The organism is Achromobacter sp. FW305-C-13, assembly GCF_058783475.1.
The window spans coordinates 467,025-483,967 of sequence record NZ_JBYSYN010000002.1 but is presented as its reverse complement, the minus strand read 5'-3'; the positions used below and the strand labels follow the sequence as shown (position 1 = coordinate 483,967).

Genomic DNA, 16,943 nt, shown 5'->3' with positions numbered 1-16,943 from the left:
CCATCCTACGGATGCGTACCCCGCTTCGTAGGATGGGTGGAGCGCGGCACGTCCCCAAAAGCGGACGGCAGCATCGAACGCGCGCAACCCATCATCGCCACCGCAAAAAACAAGCGCACTCCCGGCGCGGGCCGGAAAAACAACGTGCGCAATCGCTCGCAGGACGCCTCGCGTCTTAGCGCAAGAATTATGGAGCGGACATGGAATTCTTTACCGTCTCGCTGTTGAACGGCGTGATTTACGGCCTGCTGCTATTCATGGTGTCGGCAGGCCTGACTTTGATTTTCGGAATGATGGGCGTGCTGAACTTCGCGCACGCCTCGTTCTACATGATCGGCGCGTATGCCGCCTACACACTGACGCCGGTCACGGGGTTCTGGACGGCGCTGGTGCTGGCCACGATCATCGCGGGCGTGCTGGGCATGGGCGTCGAACGCTTCTTCCTGCGCCGCGTCCACAAGTTCGGCCACGCGCAAGAACTGCTGGTGACGTTCGGCCTGGCGTTCATCGTGGCCGAGCTGATCAAGCTGTTCTACGGCGACTTCCCCGTGGACTACCGCGTGCCGCAATTCCTGAACTTCGCGGCCTTCCGCGTGTTCGACGCGGACTACCCCTTCTACCGCCTGTTGATGGGCGGAGTGTCGCTGGCGATGTTCGCCGTGATCTACCTGCTGCTGTCGCGCACTCGTGTGGGCATCGTGGTGCGTTCGGCCATCTACCGTCCGCGCATGGCCGAAGCGCTGGGCCACAACGTGCCGCTCGTCTTCATGAGCGTGTTCGGCGTGGGCGCGGCGATGGCCGGCCTGGCGGGCGCCGTGGCAGGCGCCTTCTACACCACCAATCCCAACATGGCGCTGGAACTGGGCGTGCTGGTGTTCGTAGTGGTGGTCGTGGGCGGCCTGGGTTCGCTTGAAGGCGCGATGATCGCGTCGCTGCTGATCGGCCTGATCAGCTCGTTTTCGGTGGGCATCGACGCCAGCCTAGCTTCCTTGTTCGGCCTGTTCGGCGCGGGCGAGTGGGCCGAAAGCGTGGGCGGCCTGATGACCGTGAAGATATCCAGCCTGGCGGCCACCTTGCCCTTCCTGCTGATGCTGGTCGTGCTGCTGGTCAAGCCGTCCGGCCTGAAGGGAGAACAGGCATGAGCCAAACCCGTAACGTCTCGGGCGCCCTGCTGTTGATCGTCTGCGTGGGCGTGCTGTGCGCGCTGCCCTGGCTGCTGCCCCCGGGCCAGCTCGTGGCCGCGGTGCAGATGCTGATCGCCGCGCTCTTCGCTTGCGCCTTCAACCTGCTGGCGGGCCAGGGCGGCATGCTGTCCTTCGGCCATGCCGCGTACTTCGGCGTCGGCACGTTCGCCACCATCCACGCCATGAATGCGCTGGGCGGCGCGGGCCTCTTGCCCACGCCCCTGATGCCGCTGGCGGGCGGCGTGGCCGGCCTGCTGTTCGGTCTTGTTGCCGGCTGGTTCGCCACCATGCGTTCCGGCGTGTACTTTTCGATGATCACGCTGGCCTTGGCGGAATTGCTGCACGCGCTGGCGCCGCACCTGAAAGGCGTGTTCGGCGGCGAGGCCGGCGTGTCGGCCATGCGCATGCCGGCCTGGGGCTTCACCTTCGGTTCCGACATCGAGGTGTACTTCCTGGTGCTGGCCTGGGTGCTGATTTCGCTGGCGGCCTTGTACGGCCTGACCCGCACGCCGCTAGGCCGGCTGACGCTGGGCCTGCGCGAAAACGCGAACCGGTTGCGCTACCTGGGCTACCGCCCGCATGCGTTGAAGACGATGGTGTTTGCGCTGTCGGCCATGTTCGCCGGCATCGCGGGCGGCCTGCAGGCCTTGAACATCGAGGCCGGCAACTACGTGCTGTTCGAGGTCAAGCTGTCCACCGACGCGGTGCTGTTCGCCTACATCGGTGGCGTCAACGCCTTCCTGGGCCCCGTGCTGGGCGCGTCCATCCTGACCTTCCTGTCGCAGACGCTGGCCGACATCACGCGGTCGTGGCTGTTGTACCAGGGAGTCCTGTTCGTGCTGGTCATGCTGTTCGTGCCGGATGGCCTGGTGGGCCTGGTGCAGCGCGCGGCCAAGTCGCTGCGCGAGCGCGGGTTGGCCAACTGGCTGCCGCGCGCCGCGCTGTCGGTGGCCGCCGGCCTGCTCCTGACCGCCGCCACCGTGTTCTCGGTCGAGATGCTGCAACGCATGTTCGCCCGCGATTACCGCGCACTGCTGGCCATGAACCCGGAGGCCGGCTGGCCCGCCATTGCCCTTTTCGGCCAGGAATGGGCGCCGCTGGCGCTGTCCACCTGGCTGATCCCGCTGGCGCTATTTGCCGTGGGCCTGGCGGCCTGCCGCTGGGCGCTGGCCCTGTGGCGCGACGACGGTGACGCCGCCCCTGTGCTGGAGCCCGCAAAATGACCCACGACATCCTGACCCTGACTGACGTGCGCAAGTCCTTTGGCGAAGCGCAGATCATCCGCGGCGTGAACCTGGCGATCGAAGCCGGCGAACGGCACGCGGTCATCGGCCCCAACGGCGCCGGCAAGTCCACCTTGTTCCACCTGATGTCGGGCTCGTTCGCCCCGACCTCGGGCGACATCAGCCTGCGTTCGCGTTCCATTGGCGGCCTGGCGCCTGAAGCCATCAACCGGCTGGGGCTGGCGCGCTCGTTCCAGATCACGAACGTATTCCCACGCCTGTCGGTTCGAGAAAACCTGCGCCTGGCCGTGCTGCGCATGCACGGGCTTGTCTACAACTTCTGGCGCCCCATCGCGCGCAACCGCGCCGTCAATGAAGACGTGGACCGCCTGCTGGAGAAAGTGCGCCTGACCGCCAAGCAGGACACGGCCGCGGGCGACTTGAACTACTCCGAGCAGCGCTCGCTGGAAATCGGCATGACGCTTGCCTCGCGCCCCAAGGTCATCCTGCTGGACGAGCCGATGGCCGGCATGTCGCAGCACGAGGTCGACTACACAGTCGAACTCATCAAGGAAGTGACGCGCGATTGCACCCTGCTGATCGTCGAACACGACATGCAGGTGGTGTTCTCGCTGGCCGACCGCATCAGCGTGCTGGTGTACGGCGAGATCCTGGCCACGGGCACGCCCGCGGACATCCGCGGCGACGCCCGCGTGCGGGAAGCCTACCTGGGAGAGGAAACGGTATGACGACGCAATCCCCCCTGCTCAGCCTGCAAGGCGTGCACGCGCACTACGGCAAGAGCCACATCCTGCACGGCATCGACCTGTCCATCGGGCGCGGCGAAGTCGTCAGCCTGTTGGGCCGCAACGGCGCAGGCCGCTCCACCACCATGAAAAGCATCATGGGCCTGGTGGACGTGACCGGCGGGCGCATCGCCATCGAAGGGCGCGACATCACCAACAAGCGCCCCTTCGAGATCGCGCGCGCCGGCCTGGGCTTCGTGCCCGAAGAACGCGAGGTCTTCGCCAACCTGACCGTGGACGAGAACCTGCGCATGGGCGAACAGCCCAAGCGCGACGACGCGCCCTACTGGACGGTCGCGCAGATGTTCGACTACTTCCCGCGCTTGAAGGAGCGCATCAATACCCGCGCCGGCAACCTGTCCGGCGGCGAACAGCAGATGCTGACCATGTGCCGATCGCTGTTGGGCAACCCCAAGGTCATGCTGATCGACGAGCCCACCGAGGGTTTGGCCCCGAAGATCGTGGAAGTGATTGCGGACGTGATCCGCGACATCCATAAACGCGGCGTCTCGGTGGTGCTGGTGGAACAGAAGCTGACTATCGCGCTGAAGGTGTCGACCCGCGTCAGCGTCATGGGCCACGGCCGCATCGTATTCGAAGGACCGCCCGCGCAGCTGCATGAGCGCCAGGACGTTGTGCAGGAATGGCTGGCCGTCTGACGCGCCGTCACGCTAACCCCCTTACAGGCAAATACCTTGGACAACCCTACTGAAGTCATCCATAGCGACCTGCGCGGCCAGACCGTCGTGATCACCGGCGGCGCCAAAGGCATCGGCTTTTCCACGGCGCAGGCTTTCGTGCGCCAAGGCGCGCGCGTCGCGCTGCTGGACATGGACGCCGCCGCCCTGGACGCCGCCGTGGCTGAGCTGACATCCGACGGCGGCGAAGCCATCGCGGTGCAGGCTTCCGTCACCGACGCCGACGCCGTCGAACGCGCCTTCGCCCGGGTGGAACAGGCCTGGGGCCGCATCGACGTGCTGGTCAACAACGCCGGCATCTCGGCCAACAAGCCCACGCTGGAAGTGACCGTGGACGAATGGCGCCGCGCGGTCGACATCAACCTGACCGGCGTCTTCCTGTGCGCGCAGGCCGCCGGCCGCCGCATGGTGCCGGCAGGCTCGGGCAGCATCATCAACCTGGCCTCGATGTATGGCGTGGTGGCCGCGCCCGACCGCGCCGCCTACTGCGCGACCAAAGGCGCCGTGGTGCTGCTGACCGAAACGCTGGCGGTGGAATGGGGCCCGATGGGCGTGCGCGTCAATGCGCTGGCGCCCGGCTATGTCGAGACCGACCTGGTGCGAGACCTGGCTGCGCGCGGCCGACTGGACCCCGAGCGCCTGAAACAGCGCACCCCGCTGCGCCGCATGGCGCAGCCGGCCGAAATGGCCGACCTGGCGGTCTTCCTGGCGTCGCGCCAGGCCGCCTACATCACCGGACACACCCTGGTGGCCGACGGCGGCTGGAGCCGCTACAGCTACCTCTAACCGCACCGACGCTTAAAAACATTCTGGAGATTCACTCATGGCCACCTACCAACCGCTTGAGCCCCAAGCGCCCTGGCGGCAACTGACGGTCGAGGCAAAGGATTGGCAGCAGGCGGACCCCGCCCTGCTGGGCACCATGCTCACCCAGTTGCACTGGATCCGCGCCTTTGAAGAGGCCGTGCTGGACCTGGCCGCCGAAGGCCTGGTGCACGGCCCCGCGCACTCGTCCGTGGGCCAGGAAGGCGGCGCCGTCGGTTCGGTGCTGGCCTTGGGCGCCGGCGACCAGATCAACGGGTCGCACCGCGGCCACCACCAGTTCCTGGCCAAGGCGCTGCAGCACGTCGCCCCGCTGGGCCTGGACCCGCGCAACCCGCTCACCCCCGCCATCGACGAAGTCCTGCAAAAGACGCTGGCCGAGATCATGGGCCTGGCCCAGGGCTATTGCCGCGGCCGTGGGGGCAGCATGCACTTGCGCTGGCTGGAAGCGGGCGCGCTCGGCACCAACGCCATCGTGGGCGGCGGCGTGCCGCTGGCCGCCGGCGCCGGCTGGGCGCACAAGCACGCCGGCACCGACCGCGTGGCGGTGACCTACTTCGGCGACGGCGCGGTGAACATCGGTTCCGTGCTGGAAACGATGAACCTGACCGCCGCGTGGAAGACGCCGCTGTGCTTCTTCATCGAGAACAACCGCTACGCCGTGTCGACCACGGTGGAAGAGTCCACCGCCGAACCGCGCCTGTCGGCCCGCGGCCTGGCGTTCAACATCCCGTCGTGGAAGGTGGATGGCATGGACCCGCTGGCCGTGCACCTGGCCATGTCGGAAGCGGTGGCGCACATGCGTGCCGGCAACGGCCCGACCATCGTGGAAGTGGACGTGTACCGCTTCTTCCACCAGAACGGCCCCTTCCCCGGCAGCGCCTTCGGCTACCGCACGAAGGATGAAGAGGCGCAATGGCGCCGCCGCGATCCGCTGGACAAGATCGCTTCCGAGATGATCGGACGCGCGCTGATCACGCAAGCGGAAGTGGACGCGCTGCGCCAGCGTTGCAAGGACGTCATGAAAGACGTCTGCGGCCGCCTGACCGAAGCCGCCGAAGGCGGCAAGCGCCGCGTGCGCGCCGACCTGTGGCCCAGTCCCGACTTCCGCGACGTGGGCCTGCGCAGCGATGGCGCCGAATTGGCCGGCCTGCGCTACGAGGACGTGGCTGATTACACCGGCGACAAAGTCGAGCGCAAGTTCGTCGATGCCGTCGCCGACGTGCTGGACCGCCGCATGGAAACCGATGGCGGCGTGGTCGTGCTGGGCGAAGACGTGCACCGCCTGAAGGGCGGCACCAACGGTGCGACTCGCGGCCTGAAGGACAAGTACCCCGACCGCGTGCTCGGCACCCCGATTTCCGAGAATGCCTTCGCCGGCCTGGGCGGCGGTTTGGCAATGGACGGCCGCTACAAGCCCGTCGTCGAATTCATGTACCCCGATTTCATGTGGGTCGCGGCCGACCAGATCTTCAACCAGATCGGCAAGGCCCGCCACATGTTCGGCGGCGACATCGACGTGCCCTTCGTGCTGCGCACCAAGGTCGCGATGGGCACGGGCTACGGCTCGCAGCACTCGATGGACCCGGCCGGCATCTTCGCCACCGCGCCCGGCTGGCGCATCGTGGCCCCGTCCACGCCCTTCGAGTACGTGGGCTTGATGAACACCGCGCTGGCCTCCAAGGACCCCGTGCTGGTCATCGAACACGTGGACCTGTATGCCTCGTCGGGCGAAGTGCCCGCCGGCGACCTGGACTACGCCATCCCGTTTGGCAAGGCCCGCGTTCGCCGTGCCGGCAGCAAGGTCACCATCCTGACCTACCTGTCGATGGTCAGCCGCGCGCTCAAGGCCGCTGAAGAAGCCGGCGTGGACGCCGAAGTGATCGACTTGCGCACGCTGGACCGCGCCAGCCTGGATTGGGACACCATCGGCGCCAGCATCCAGAAGACCAACAACGTGCTGATCGTGGAGCAAGGCGCGCGTGGCACGTCCTACGGCGCCATGCTGTCTGATGAGATCCAGCGCCGTTACTTCGATTGGCTGGACCAGCCGATCAAGCGTGTGACCGGCGGCGAAGCCTCGCCCAGCATCTCGAAGGTGCTGGAACGCGCGGCGTTCGCCGACACCGAGGAAGTGCTGGCCGGCCTGGCCGACGTGCTGGCCGACCTGGGAGAACAGGCATGAGCGCCCTGCAAATGACCGTGCCGATGGAAGTCGGCATCTGCTGCAAGGATCTGGACGCGCTGCTGGCGTTCTACACGGACGTGGTCGGCCTGACGCTCGTCAACCGCGTGAGCGTGCACGCCGACAAGGCGCGCGCCACGGGATTGACGGTGCACGGCTACGACGTGGCGCGCCTGCAGACGTCCTACGGCGAACGCATCAAGCTGCTGCAGCCCAGCGTGGCGCCGGAATCCGCCGTGCGCGGCGCGGCGATCCTGGACCGCCAGGGCGCCACCTACCTGACCTTCATCGTGCGCGATCTGGCCGGCGTGGTGCGCAACCTGGAATCCAGGGGCGTCGTGTTCGACAGCGCGCCCGCGCCCATGGAAGTGCGCCCCGGCACCTGGCTGGCGTTCTTCCGCGACCCGGAAGGCAATGTGCTGGAACTGGTCGAATACGACGACCCCGCCGCCTACCGGCCCGATCTGGCCGCCGCCGCAAACTAGGACGAACATCGTGGCACACCTTATCAAGCTCCCCTCCGTTGCCGCCGACACGTCGGGCGGCAACCTGCACCAGTGGTTAAAGAAAGAAGGCGACAAGGTCGCCGTCGGCGATGCACTGGCGGAAATCGAAACCGAAAAGGCCATCGTCGAAATCAACGCCGAACATGCCGGCGTGCTGGGCCGCATCGTGGTCCAGGCCGGCGCCGCGTCGGTGCCCATCAACACCGTGATCGGCGTGCTGCTGGCTGACGGCGATGACGCCTCCGCAATCGACCGCGCGTTGGCGGAACATGGCGGGGCGGCTACGGCCGCGCCGGCCCCCGCTGCCGAACCCGCGGCAGCGACCGCTTCGAAGGTTGCCGCTACACCGCCTGCTGCAGCGCCGGCTGCCGCAGAATCGCCTGCCGCATCCTCTTCCGCCGCCGTGCCGGGCGGGCGGCTGTTCGCCAGTCCGCTGGCGCGCCGTCTGGCCGCGCAATGGCATGTGGACCTGCTGGGCGTGACGGGCACCGGCCCGCACGGCCGCATCGTGCGCCGCGACGTCGAAGCCGCGCGCGACCGCGCGCCGGTTGCTGCCGCCCCGTCGGCTGCCGGCCGCCCCGCTGCCCGCCGCGTGCCGCACACCGGCATGCGCCGCGCCATCGCCCGCCGCCTGACCGAAAGCAAGCAGAACGTGCCGCACTTCTACCTATCGGTCGATTGCCGCATGGACGCGCTGCTGGCCCTGCGTGCGCAAGCCAACCACGGCGGCGCGGTGAAGCTGTCGGTAAACGACTTCATCGTGCGCGCCGCCGCACTGGCGCTGCGCGAAGTGCCGGAAGTGAACGTCAGCTGGCACGAAGACGCCATCGAATACCATGCAGGCGCCGACATCTCGGTAGCGGTCGCCACCGATGGCGGGCTGGTCACGCCCATCGTGCGCGACGCGGACGTAAAGTCCCTGTCCGCCATCGCGGGCGAAATCGTCGAACTGGCCGGACGCGCCAAGATCAACCGTTTGAAGCCCGAAGAATTCACCGGCGGCTCGCTGACGGTCAGCAACCTGGGCATGTACGGCATCAGCCAATTCGCCGCCATCATCAATCCGCCCCAGGCCGCCATCCTGGCCGTCGGCGCGGCCGAACGCCGCCCAGTCGTGAATGAGGCCGGCGAACTCGTCGCCGCCACCGTCATGACCGTGACGCTGTCGGCCGACCACCGCGCGGTGGATGGCGCCGTCGGCGCGCGCTGGTTGGCTGCGTTGCGCACGCTGATCGAAAACCCCGTGCGCATCCTGCTGTGAGCCCGACGATGACGAAGACCGTGTTTGACCTTATCGTCGTCGGCGGCGGCCCCGGCGGCTACGTCGCCGCCATCCGCGGCGCTCAGCTGGGCATGTCGGTAGCGCTGGTGGAGCGCGCCGAACTGGGCGGCATCTGCCTGAACTGGGGCTGCATCCCCACCAAGGCGCTGCTGCACAGCGCCACCGTGTTGCGCGCCTGCCGCGAAGCCGCGCACTACGGCGTGACGGGCGCGGGCGATGCCCGCCCCGACCTGGCCGCGATGGTTGCCAGGTCCCGCAAAGTCGCGGGCCGCCTGGGCCAGGGCGTGGCGCACCTGATGAAGAAGAACGGCGTCACCGTGTTCGCCGCCAACGCCAAGCTGGCCGGCTCGGGCAAGCTGGCGCTGGACACCGGCGCCACGCTGTCGGCCAAGCACATCATCCTGGCCACCGGCGCACGCGCCCGCGAACTGCCGGCGCTGCCGGTGGGTGAACGCATCTGGGCCTACCGCCAGGCCTTGGCGCCGGCGGAGATCCCGAAGTCGCTGCTGGTCGTGGGCGCCGGCGCGATCGGCGCGGAATTCGCCAGCTTCTACCGCGCCATCGGCTCGGACGTCACCCTGATCGACATGACGCCGGAAATCCTGCCGCAAGAAGACGCCGAGATCTCGCAACTGGCGCGCAAGGCGTTCGAGAAGCAAGGCATCCGCGTGCTGACGCAATGCGCCGTCACGGCATCTTCGCCCACCGCCACGGGCGTCAAGGTGACGCTGGAGCAGCAAGGCAAGAAGACGGATATTGAAGTCGATCGCGTCATCGTCGCCGCCGGCATCGTCGGCAACATCGAGAACCTGGGCCTGGAAAAGACCCGCGTCACCGTCGAGAAGACCCACATCGTCACCGACGCCCAATGCCGCACCGGCGAACCGGGCGTCTACGCCATCGGCGACGTGGCCGGCGCCCCATGGCTTGCCCACAAGGCCAGTCACGAAGCCGTGCTGTGCGTGGAAGCCATCGCGGGCCTGCCCACCCACGCGATCGACCCGCTGCGCATTCCGGCCTGCACGTACTCGTACCCGCAAGTCGCCAGCATCGGCATGACCGAGGCCCGCGCCCGCAAACATGCCAAGCAAACCGGCGGCGAGATCCGCGTGGGCAAGTTCACCTTCGCCGGCAACGGCAAGGCAATCGCCATGGGCGAAGACCAGGGCCTGGTGAAGACGGTGTTCGACGCCAAGTCAGGCGAATTGCTGGGCGCGCACATCATCCATCCGGAAGCGTCCGAGCTGATCACGGGTTATGGAGTGGCGGCGTCGCTGGAAGCCACCGAAGAGGATCTGATGCACACCGTGTTCGCGCATCCGACCTTGTCGGAAACGCTGCACGAATCAGTGTTGTCGGCGTTTGGACGGGCGTTGCACGCGTAGCGCGGCATGATGGGTTGCGCGCCGCAACCCATCCCTCCTACACCCGTCCGGCGAAGAAATCCAAAAAGCACGCAATGCGCCGCGACAGCTGCGTATTGCGGTGGTACACCGCGTGCATGGGTTGCAGGTAGTCGCTGTACACGCCCTCCATCACCTTGACGAGCCGACCGGCCGCGATGTCTTCGCGCACGACGAAATCCGACAGGCACGCGATCCCCACACCGCGCAGCGCCAGCTGCCGCTGCGTTTCCCCGCTGGATGTGGCCAGCGTCGGTGTCGCCAGATAACTGGACCCGCCGGCGTGCTTGAGCGGCCACACGTTCAGGCTTTCGGGGTGCGTGAAGCCCAACACCTCGTGCTCTGCCAAATCCTCCACCGTCTCCGGCGCCCCACGTCGCGCGATGTACTCAGGGCTGGCCATCATCCACCGCGGCGCCGGCCGCAAGGGCCGGGCATGCAAGGTCGAATCCGTCAACGGTCCCATGCGGATCGCGATATCGGTGCGATGCTCCATCAAGTCCACGATGCGGTCGTTGCTGGTCAGCTCCAGCGTGATCTCGGGATATTCGCGCCGGAACTCACCCACGTGCGGCACCACGCAATGCAGCATCACCGGAACCGACGCATCCACCCGCAACCGCCCCGCCGGCCGCTGATGCACCATCCGCATGCATTCCTCGGCCTCTTCCAACGCCGCCACGATCTGCCGAGCCTTGGGAAGAAAGTGAGCGCCTTCTTCGGTCAATTCCATCCGCCGGGTTGTCCGGTTCAAGAGAATGACGCCTAACTCGTCCTCAAGCCGCGACAGGCCCCGGCTGACGCCTGATGCGGTCTGCCCGAGCATTTCTGCCGCCGCGCTCATGGAGCCGGCATCGACGACGCCGAGGAACAGGCGCAACGCTTCTGAATTCAGGGACATGAGGGCTCCAGGCGGGGTCTAGGAATTTTATCGGGGTTTCCTGGTGATGGGCGGGGAGATGGTTCTTGAGACGCACGACGCGGCGAGGCCCTGGGGTACGCGGGTCAACGATTGCGGTCCGGAGCCTTCGCTCCGGACTTCCCCTTCGTCATCTTCGTCACGGCCTTCGGCCGTTCCTTCAGATTCCCTCGGGCTTATCGACTCCCCGCGCACCCCAGGGCCTCGCCGCGTCGTGCTCCAACGTGTGCAATCTGGCGTCACCGGAGACGGTCTGTGTTCTTAAGGTTCTAGCCCCGTGTCGGGGGTAATGGAAGATCTTGCGGGGCTCGCCCCCGGCCGGCCGCGCGGGCGGCCTTTGGGGGCTTCCACAGTGTCTTGCGGGCGGCGATGCCGCGTAACGCGCAACGCGAAAATCACTTCCCCACGCGCGCGCAAGCGACCACCGCCACGACGCCCCGCCGACGCGTATGCCGAATGCGGCCGCCCGCGCGGCCGCGTGAGGCGGGCCACGCAAATCTCGTCAGTAAACAGCGATCCAGCAGCGCATCGAGCCAAGACGGCGCCAGCCCGTCGGCGGGGTCGGGCGGATGGCGCGCAACCTTGATGCGCCCGAGGGAATCCGAAGGGAGCCGCAGGCGGACGAGGATGACAACGGGGGAGTCCGGAGCGAAGGCTCCGGACCGCAATCGTGGGCGCGCGCCATCCGCCCGCCCCCGCCGACGGGCGACCCACGAAGCGCCCAACCGCCTCTACAAAGCAAACCCGAGCGACGAAGCCGCCAACCGCCCGCCCAGGCAACACAAAAAAAAAGCGACGCAAAAAGCGCCGCCTTTTTCACACCCCAAGCGATCAGGCAATCACCGCTTGCCCTTCTGCTTCAGCTGCGACAAATCCCGCACTGCACCGCGATCCGCCGACGTCGCCAACGCGGCATAAGCCTGCAACGCCTGCGACACGACGCGCTCGCGCCCCACGGGCTCCCAGCCATCCGCACGCGCATCCATCGCTGCACGACGACGCGCCAGTTCTTCGTCGGACACCGCCAGATGCATCTTCCGGTTCGGGATATCGATCTCGATCACATCGCCCTCTTCCACCAGGCCGATCGTGCCGCCTTCGGCCGCTTCCGGCGACGCATGTCCGATCACCAGACCCGACGAGCCGCCCGAAAAACGACCGTCCGTGAACAGCGCGCACGTCTTACCCAAACCCTTGGACTTCAGGTACGACGTCGGATACAGCATCTCTTGCATGCCCGGACCGCCCTTCGGGCCTTCGTAGCGGATCACCACCACGTCACCCGCCACGATCTTGTCGCCCAGGATGCCTTCCACCGCATCGTCCTGGCTTTCGAACACGCGCGCACGACCCGTGAAGACCCATTGCGACTCGTCCACGCCGGCCGTCTTCACAATGCAGCCCTTCTCGGCCAGATTGCCGTACAGCACGGCCAGGCCTCCGTCCTTCGAGTAGGCGTTTTCCTTGCTGCGGATGCAGCCCGTCTTGCGGTCGGTGTCCAGCGTCAGGAACGTTGCGTCCTGGCTGAAGGCCACCGTCGTCGGGATGCCGCCAGGCGCCGCGCGGTAGAACTTCTGCGCTTCTTCGCCGGCCTCGCCTGCCACGTCCCACTTCTGGATTGCGTTGCCCAGCGTGCCGCTGTGCACGTTGCCGCAAGACAGGTCCAGCAGGTCGGCGCGCGCCAGTTCACCCAGGATGCCCAGGATGCCGCCTGCGCGGTGCACGTCTTCGATGTGGTATTTGTCGGTGGCGGGCGCCGCCTTGCACAGGCAGGGCACCTTGCGCGAAATGCGGTCGATGTCGGCCATCGTGAAATCCACGCCCGCTTCCTGCGCCGCGGCCAGCAAATGCAGCACGGTGTTGGTCGAACCGCCCATCGCCACGTCCAGCGCCATCGCGTTCTGGAAAGCGCTCTTCGTCGCGATGCTGCGCGGCAGGACCGATTCGTCTTCTTCCACGTAGTAGCGGCGGCACAGGTCCACGACCAAGCGGCCGGCCTGCTCGAACAGGCCCTTGCGCCACGCGTGCGTGGCCACGATGGTGCCGTTGCCCGGCAGCGCCAGGCCGATGGCTTCGGTCAGACAGTTCATCGAATTGGCGGTGAACATGCCGGAACAGGAGCCGCACGTCGGGCATGCGCTGCGTTCCACTTCGGCCACTTCGGCGTCCGACACCTTCGGGTCGGCGGCCTTGATCATGGCGTCGATCAGGTCGATCTTGGCAATCACCTTGCCGTCGGTCGGCGACTTGACCTTGCCCGCTTCCATCGGGCCGCCGGACACGAACACGACCGGGATGTTCAGGCGCATCGCGGCCATCAGCATCCCCGGGGTGATCTTGTCGCAGTTCGAAATGCAGACCATGGCGTCGGCGCAGTGCGCGTTCACCATGTATTCGACCGAGTCGGCTATCAGTTCGCGCGACGGCAGCGAATACAGCATGCCGCCGTGGCCCATGGCGATGCCGTCATCGACGGCGATCGTGTTGAATTCCTTGGCGACGCCGCCCGCGGCTTCGATCTCTTTGGCGACCAGCGCGCCCAGGTCGCGCAGGTGCACGTGGCCCGGCACGAACTGCGTGAACGAGTTCACTACCGCGATGATCGGCTTGCCGAAATCGCCGTCCTTCATGCCGGTGGCGCGCCACAGGGCGCGGGCGCCGGCCATGTTGCGGCCGTGGGTCGATGTGCGGGAACGGTAGTGCGGCATGATTTGTCTCGAGTGCTGTTAGCGTGGCGGCAAAACGGTAAATAATACGCTGGTTCCGGGCGGGGCTGGCCGGCAGCCGCCCCCGGGACGCTTCGTGGCCATCAGGCGGACGCCCCGCCCCGGGCCGCAAACGCGCTGGGCGACTCGCCCACGGCGCGGCGGAACATCGCCGCAAAGGCGCTGGGGCTGTCGTAGCCCAGGTCCAGCGCCACATCCAGCACGCGCGCGCCGCGCGCCAGCCGCTCCATGGCGGCCAACAGGCGCGCCTGCTGGCGCCAGCGCCCGAAGGTCATGCCCGTATGGCGCAGAAACAGGCGGTGCACCGTCTTGGGGTCCACCCCCAATTCCCGCGCCCAGTCCGCCGCGCCGGCCTGGCGCTCAGGGTGGCGCACGATGGCGCGGCAGATGCGCGCCAGCCGGGGCTCGGCCGGCTGCGGCAAATGCAGCGGCAACACCGGTTCCTGGCGCAGTTCGTCCAGCAGCAGCATCATCAGCCGGCCGTCGCGCGTGTCGGGCGCCCAATCCAGCGGCACGTCGGCCGCGGCCACCATCAGTTCGCGCAACAGCGGCGAAATCGACAGCACGCAGCATTGCTCGGGCAGATGCGCCGCGGTTCCCGGCTCGACGAACACGGTGCGCATGCGCGGTTCGCCGCTCATGCGAATGCCGTGCGGCACCCACGCCGGCACCCAGACGCCGCGCGTGGGCGGCACGATCCAGATGCCGGCGTCGGTATCCACCACCATCACGCCGGAGATCGCATAGAGCAACTGCCCCCGGCGGTGCCGGTGCCGCCGCACGCGATGGCCGTCTTCGTAATCCACCGCCAGCCCCGCCACGGGACGCTGGGACGATTCGTAGGGAAACAGGTCCAGATCCGCGGGAGAACGCGGATTCCCGGCAGGCGACGGGGTTGGGGTGGGCGGTGAGGTGTCCATTTTGCGACGATGGATGTCTTGATAGCGTTAGACGGGCTTTTCAAGTGTACCTACCATCCCCGAATCCCTGCTGAATCCCCTCACGCCCCCATGCCCTTGCCGTTCGCCCTCCCTGCCCCCCACGCCGCGCTTGCGGCCGCCGGGCATGGCTGCGCGACCGGCACGGCCGCCCCCCTAGCCCTGCGACTAGCGCGCGGTTGCCGGGCCTTGCGCCCCGTGGCCGCCCGGCAGCCCGGGGCCCGCTGACGGGCCCTGAAGCCACCTCCCCCTTGCTGTGCCGTCGCCGCGCCTTGCGGCCATGGCGTTCTGATGCCGCGGCGCCTGCTCGCGGCCGGAGGTTTCCATGCTTGAACAACCCCAAACCAAGTACCGTCCCACGCAACCCTTCACACGCGATTACGCGGAACGCACCTGGCCTTCGCGCCGCCTGACTGCGCCGCCTGTCTGGATGAGCACCGACATGCGCGACGGCAATCAGGCGCTGATCGAACCCATGGACGGCGCGCGCAAACTGCGCATGTTCGAGCAACTGGTGGCGGTGGGCGTGAAGGAAATCGAAGTGGCGTTCCCATCGGCATCGGACACGGACTTCAACTTCGTGCGCAAGCTGATCGAAGAGCGCCGCATACCGCAAGACGTGACGATCGAAGTGCTGACGCAGTCGCGCCCCGACCTGATCGAGCGCACCTTTGAATCGCTGCGCGGCGTGCCGCGCGCCATCGTGCACCTCTATGCGCCCATCGCGCCGCAGTGGCGGCGCATCGTTTTCGGCATGACGCGCGCCGAGGTCAAGGAGATCGCCCTGGCCGGCACCCGCCAGATCCGGGCGCTGGCCGACACGCACCCCGAGACGCAATGGATTTACGAATACTCGCCGGAAACGTTCAGCCTGGCCGAACTGGAATTCTCGCTGGAGGTTTGCGATGCCGTCAGCGCCATCTGGGGCCCCACGCCCGATCGCAAGATGATCGTCAACCTGCCGTCCACGGTAGAGTGCACGACGGCCAACGTGTATGCCGACCAGATTGAATGGATGCACCGCCACCTGGCGCGGCGCGACAGCATCGTGCTGAGCGTGCATCCGCACAATGACCGCGGCACGGCCGTCGCCTCAGCCGAGCTGGCGGTGCTGGCCGGCGCTGACCGGGTCGAAGGCTGCCTGTTCGGCAACGGTGAACGCACGGGCAACGTGGACCTGGTGACCTTGGCCATGAACCTGGACCTGCATGGCGTGCAGAGCGGCCTGGACTTCTCGGACATGGCCGCCGTACGCGAATGTGTCCAGGACTGCAACCAGCTTCCCGTGGATGTGTTCCACCCCTACGCGTTCACGCATGCAACGCCAGCAGCGCCTCCTGCAGGTGGCGCAACCCCCGGCTAAGCGGCTTGTCGCGGCGCAGGACGAGGGCCAGGTCGCGCGACAGGCGCGGCGTCAGTGAACGCACGGCCAGCGCATCGCGCTGGCCCGCGCCCGACACGGCAAGCTTGGGCAACACCGCACAGCCCAGGCCCGCCGCGACGATTTCCTTCATGGCTTCGGTGCTGCCCAGTTCCATGACGGGTTTGGCCGCCACCCCTGCCACCTCGAACCAGTCGTCCACCAGCCGGCGCGTGCGGGCGCCCGGTTCAAACAGCACCAGCGGCAGCCCCGCCAGCGACTGGGGCGTCACCACATCGGGAATCGCGCCTGCGTCGCGGGCAGGGAAGATCGCCACGAACTCGTCTTCCATCACCGGATTGACCTGGAACATGCGGCCCGGCGCAGGCAGGGTGACCAGAGCCATGTCCAGCGTGTTGTTCTCCAGCCCGCGCAGCATGTCCGACGTGTTGCCGGTGCTGGCCACGATATCCAGCGCGGGAAAGCGGCGGCGCAGGTCCGCCAGCACGGACGGCAGCAGATAGGTGCACGCGGTAGCGCCGGTGCCCAGCCGGATGCGCCCGGAGACTTGGGACGCATGCGCGGACATGGCCTGCTCGGCCTGCGCCAGCGCGGCATCGATAACGCGGATATGGGTCAGCAGTTCCAGCCCCGCGGCGGTCGGGCCGGCGCGGCGGCCGATGCGCTCAACCAGCTTTACGCCGAAACGCCGCTCCAGTTGACGGATCTGCAGGCTGACGGCGGGCTGGGTCACGCCGCCGCGCTCGGCGGCAGCAGAAAAACTGCCTAGTTCAACTACCTGGGCAAAGGTGCGCAGATGGTCCAGGTTCAGGCCACGCATCGGATCAATCCAAAGTTTTACTTATGAAAACCATAATAATCCAAAGCTTT

General features: G+C 67.3%; 14 protein-coding genes. 10 read left to right on the top strand and 4 right to left on the bottom strand.

The genetic code is table 11. The annotated features are described in order from the left end of the window. Positions 1-200: 200 nt before the first annotated feature. From AC3WMU_RS13805 to lpdA, 9 genes are read left to right on the top strand one after another with little or no spacing between them, the layout of a single operon-like run. Complete coding sequence (locus AC3WMU_RS13805) at positions 201-1,142, top strand: branched-chain amino acid ABC transporter permease (protein ID WP_006222522.1); 942 nt, start codon at positions 201-203, stop codon at positions 1,140-1,142. Continuing rightward, positions 1,139-2,407: a branched-chain amino acid ABC transporter permease gene (locus tag AC3WMU_RS13800; protein ID WP_088591062.1), complete on the top strand. Its 1,269-nt coding sequence runs from the start codon at positions 1,139-1,141 to the stop codon at positions 2,405-2,407. The genes AC3WMU_RS13805 and AC3WMU_RS13800 overlap by 4 nt, the downstream gene beginning before the upstream one ends. Then, on the top strand, positions 2,404-3,156 hold the full coding sequence (locus AC3WMU_RS13795) for an ABC transporter ATP-binding protein (RefSeq protein WP_006228129.1): 753 nt from the start codon (positions 2,404-2,406) through the stop codon (positions 3,154-3,156). The genes AC3WMU_RS13800 and AC3WMU_RS13795 overlap by 4 nt, the downstream gene beginning before the upstream one ends. After that, a complete protein-coding gene (locus AC3WMU_RS13790; protein WP_006228128.1) occupies positions 3,153-3,872 on the top strand; it encodes an ABC transporter ATP-binding protein in 720 nt (239 codons plus the stop codon). Before AC3WMU_RS13795 ends, AC3WMU_RS13790 begins: the two co-directional genes overlap by 4 nt. Before the next feature lie 36 nt (positions 3,873-3,908). Then, positions 3,909-4,697, top strand: a complete 789-nt coding sequence (locus AC3WMU_RS13785) for an SDR family NAD(P)-dependent oxidoreductase (protein ID WP_006228127.1) — start codon at positions 3,909-3,911, stop codon at positions 4,695-4,697. A gap of 37 nt (positions 4,698-4,734) precedes the next feature. Beyond that, positions 4,735-6,918: an alpha-ketoacid dehydrogenase subunit alpha/beta gene (locus AC3WMU_RS13780; protein ID WP_280030141.1), complete on the top strand. Its 2,184-nt coding sequence runs from the start codon at positions 4,735-4,737 to the stop codon at positions 6,916-6,918. Continuing rightward, positions 6,915-7,403: a VOC family protein gene (locus AC3WMU_RS13775; protein WP_492282501.1), complete on the top strand. Its 489-nt coding sequence runs from the start codon at positions 6,915-6,917 to the stop codon at positions 7,401-7,403. The genes AC3WMU_RS13780 and AC3WMU_RS13775 overlap by 4 nt, the downstream gene beginning before the upstream one ends. 10 nt (positions 7,404-7,413) lie before the next feature. Next, on the top strand, positions 7,414-8,685 hold the full coding sequence (locus tag AC3WMU_RS13770) for a pyruvate dehydrogenase complex dihydrolipoamide acetyltransferase (protein WP_492282500.1): 1,272 nt from the start codon (positions 7,414-7,416) through the stop codon (positions 8,683-8,685). A gap of 8 nt (positions 8,686-8,693) precedes the next feature. Then, the gene (gene lpdA / locus AC3WMU_RS13765; RefSeq protein WP_492282499.1) at positions 8,694-10,091 is read left to right on the top strand and encodes a dihydrolipoyl dehydrogenase; all 1,398 of its coding nucleotides are present in this window, start codon (positions 8,694-8,696) and stop codon (positions 10,089-10,091) included. A 37-nt stretch (positions 10,092-10,128) separates the two neighbouring features. On the opposite strand, the gene AC3WMU_RS13760 is transcribed toward lpdA, so the two are convergent. The 3 genes from AC3WMU_RS13760 to AC3WMU_RS13750 all read right to left on the bottom strand — a co-directional run bounded on the left by AC3WMU_RS13760 (position 10,129) and on the right by AC3WMU_RS13750 (position 14,674). Further along, positions 10,129-11,010 (bottom strand): LysR family transcriptional regulator, encoded by an 882-nt coding sequence (locus AC3WMU_RS13760; protein ID WP_088591069.1) that lies wholly within the window; start codon positions 11,008-11,010, stop codon positions 10,129-10,131. An 857-nt stretch (positions 11,011-11,867) separates the two neighbouring features. Further along, a complete protein-coding gene (ilvD, locus tag AC3WMU_RS13755) occupies positions 11,868-13,736 on the bottom strand; it encodes a dihydroxy-acid dehydratase (RefSeq protein WP_006227183.1) in 1,869 nt (622 codons plus the stop codon). A 101-nt stretch (positions 13,737-13,837) separates the two neighbouring features. Further along, a complete protein-coding gene (locus AC3WMU_RS13750) occupies positions 13,838-14,674 on the bottom strand; it encodes an AraC family transcriptional regulator (RefSeq protein ID WP_006227182.1) in 837 nt (278 codons plus the stop codon). A gap of 343 nt (positions 14,675-15,017) precedes the next feature. On the opposite strand from AC3WMU_RS13750, the gene AC3WMU_RS13745 reads away from it, so the two are divergent. Then, positions 15,018-16,055: a 2-isopropylmalate synthase gene (locus AC3WMU_RS13745; protein ID WP_006227181.1), complete on the top strand. Its 1,038-nt coding sequence runs from the start codon at positions 15,018-15,020 to the stop codon at positions 16,053-16,055. Here the strand turns inward: AC3WMU_RS13745 and AC3WMU_RS13740 are convergent. Further along, entirely contained in the window at positions 16,003-16,893 is an 891-nt protein-coding gene (locus AC3WMU_RS13740; protein WP_492282498.1) for a LysR family transcriptional regulator, read from the bottom strand. The genes AC3WMU_RS13745 and AC3WMU_RS13740 overlap by 53 nt on opposite strands. Positions 16,894-16,943: the final 50 nt, after the last annotated feature.

What these genes read in the sequence shown, in the direction of transcription:
- AC3WMU_RS13805 (WP_006222522.1), top strand. Translation starts at nt 201, where the DNA reads ATGGAATTCTTTACCGTCTCGCTGTTGAACGGCGTGATTTACGGCCTG.
- AC3WMU_RS13800 (WP_088591062.1), top strand. Translation starts at nt 1,139, where the DNA reads ATGAGCCAAACCCGTAACGTCTCGGGCGCCCTGCTGTTGATCGTCTGC.
- AC3WMU_RS13795 (WP_006228129.1), top strand. Translation starts at nt 2,404, where the DNA reads ATGACCCACGACATCCTGACCCTGACTGACGTGCGCAAGTCCTTTGGC.
- AC3WMU_RS13790 (WP_006228128.1), top strand. Translation starts at nt 3,153, where the DNA reads ATGACGACGCAATCCCCCCTGCTCAGCCTGCAAGGCGTGCACGCGCAC.
- AC3WMU_RS13780 (WP_280030141.1), top strand. Translation starts at nt 4,735, where the DNA reads ATGGCCACCTACCAACCGCTTGAGCCCCAAGCGCCCTGGCGGCAACTG.
- AC3WMU_RS13775 (WP_492282501.1), top strand. Translation starts at nt 6,915, where the DNA reads ATGAGCGCCCTGCAAATGACCGTGCCGATGGAAGTCGGCATCTGCTGC.
- lpdA (WP_492282499.1), top strand. Translation starts at nt 8,694, where the DNA reads ATGACGAAGACCGTGTTTGACCTTATCGTCGTCGGCGGCGGCCCCGGC.
- AC3WMU_RS13760 (WP_088591069.1), bottom strand. Translation starts at nt 11,010, where the DNA reads ATGTCCCTGAATTCAGAAGCGTTGCGCCTGTTCCTCGGCGTCGTCGAT.
- ilvD (WP_006227183.1), bottom strand. Translation starts at nt 13,736, where the DNA reads ATGCCGCACTACCGTTCCCGCACATCGACCCACGGCCGCAACATGGCC.
- AC3WMU_RS13750 (WP_006227182.1), bottom strand. Translation starts at nt 14,674, where the DNA reads ATGGACACCTCACCGCCCACCCCAACCCCGTCGCCTGCCGGGAATCCG.
- AC3WMU_RS13745 (WP_006227181.1), top strand. Translation starts at nt 15,018, where the DNA reads ATGCTTGAACAACCCCAAACCAAGTACCGTCCCACGCAACCCTTCACA.
- AC3WMU_RS13740 (WP_492282498.1), bottom strand. Translation starts at nt 16,893, where the DNA reads ATGCGTGGCCTGAACCTGGACCATCTGCGCACCTTTGCCCAGGTAGTT.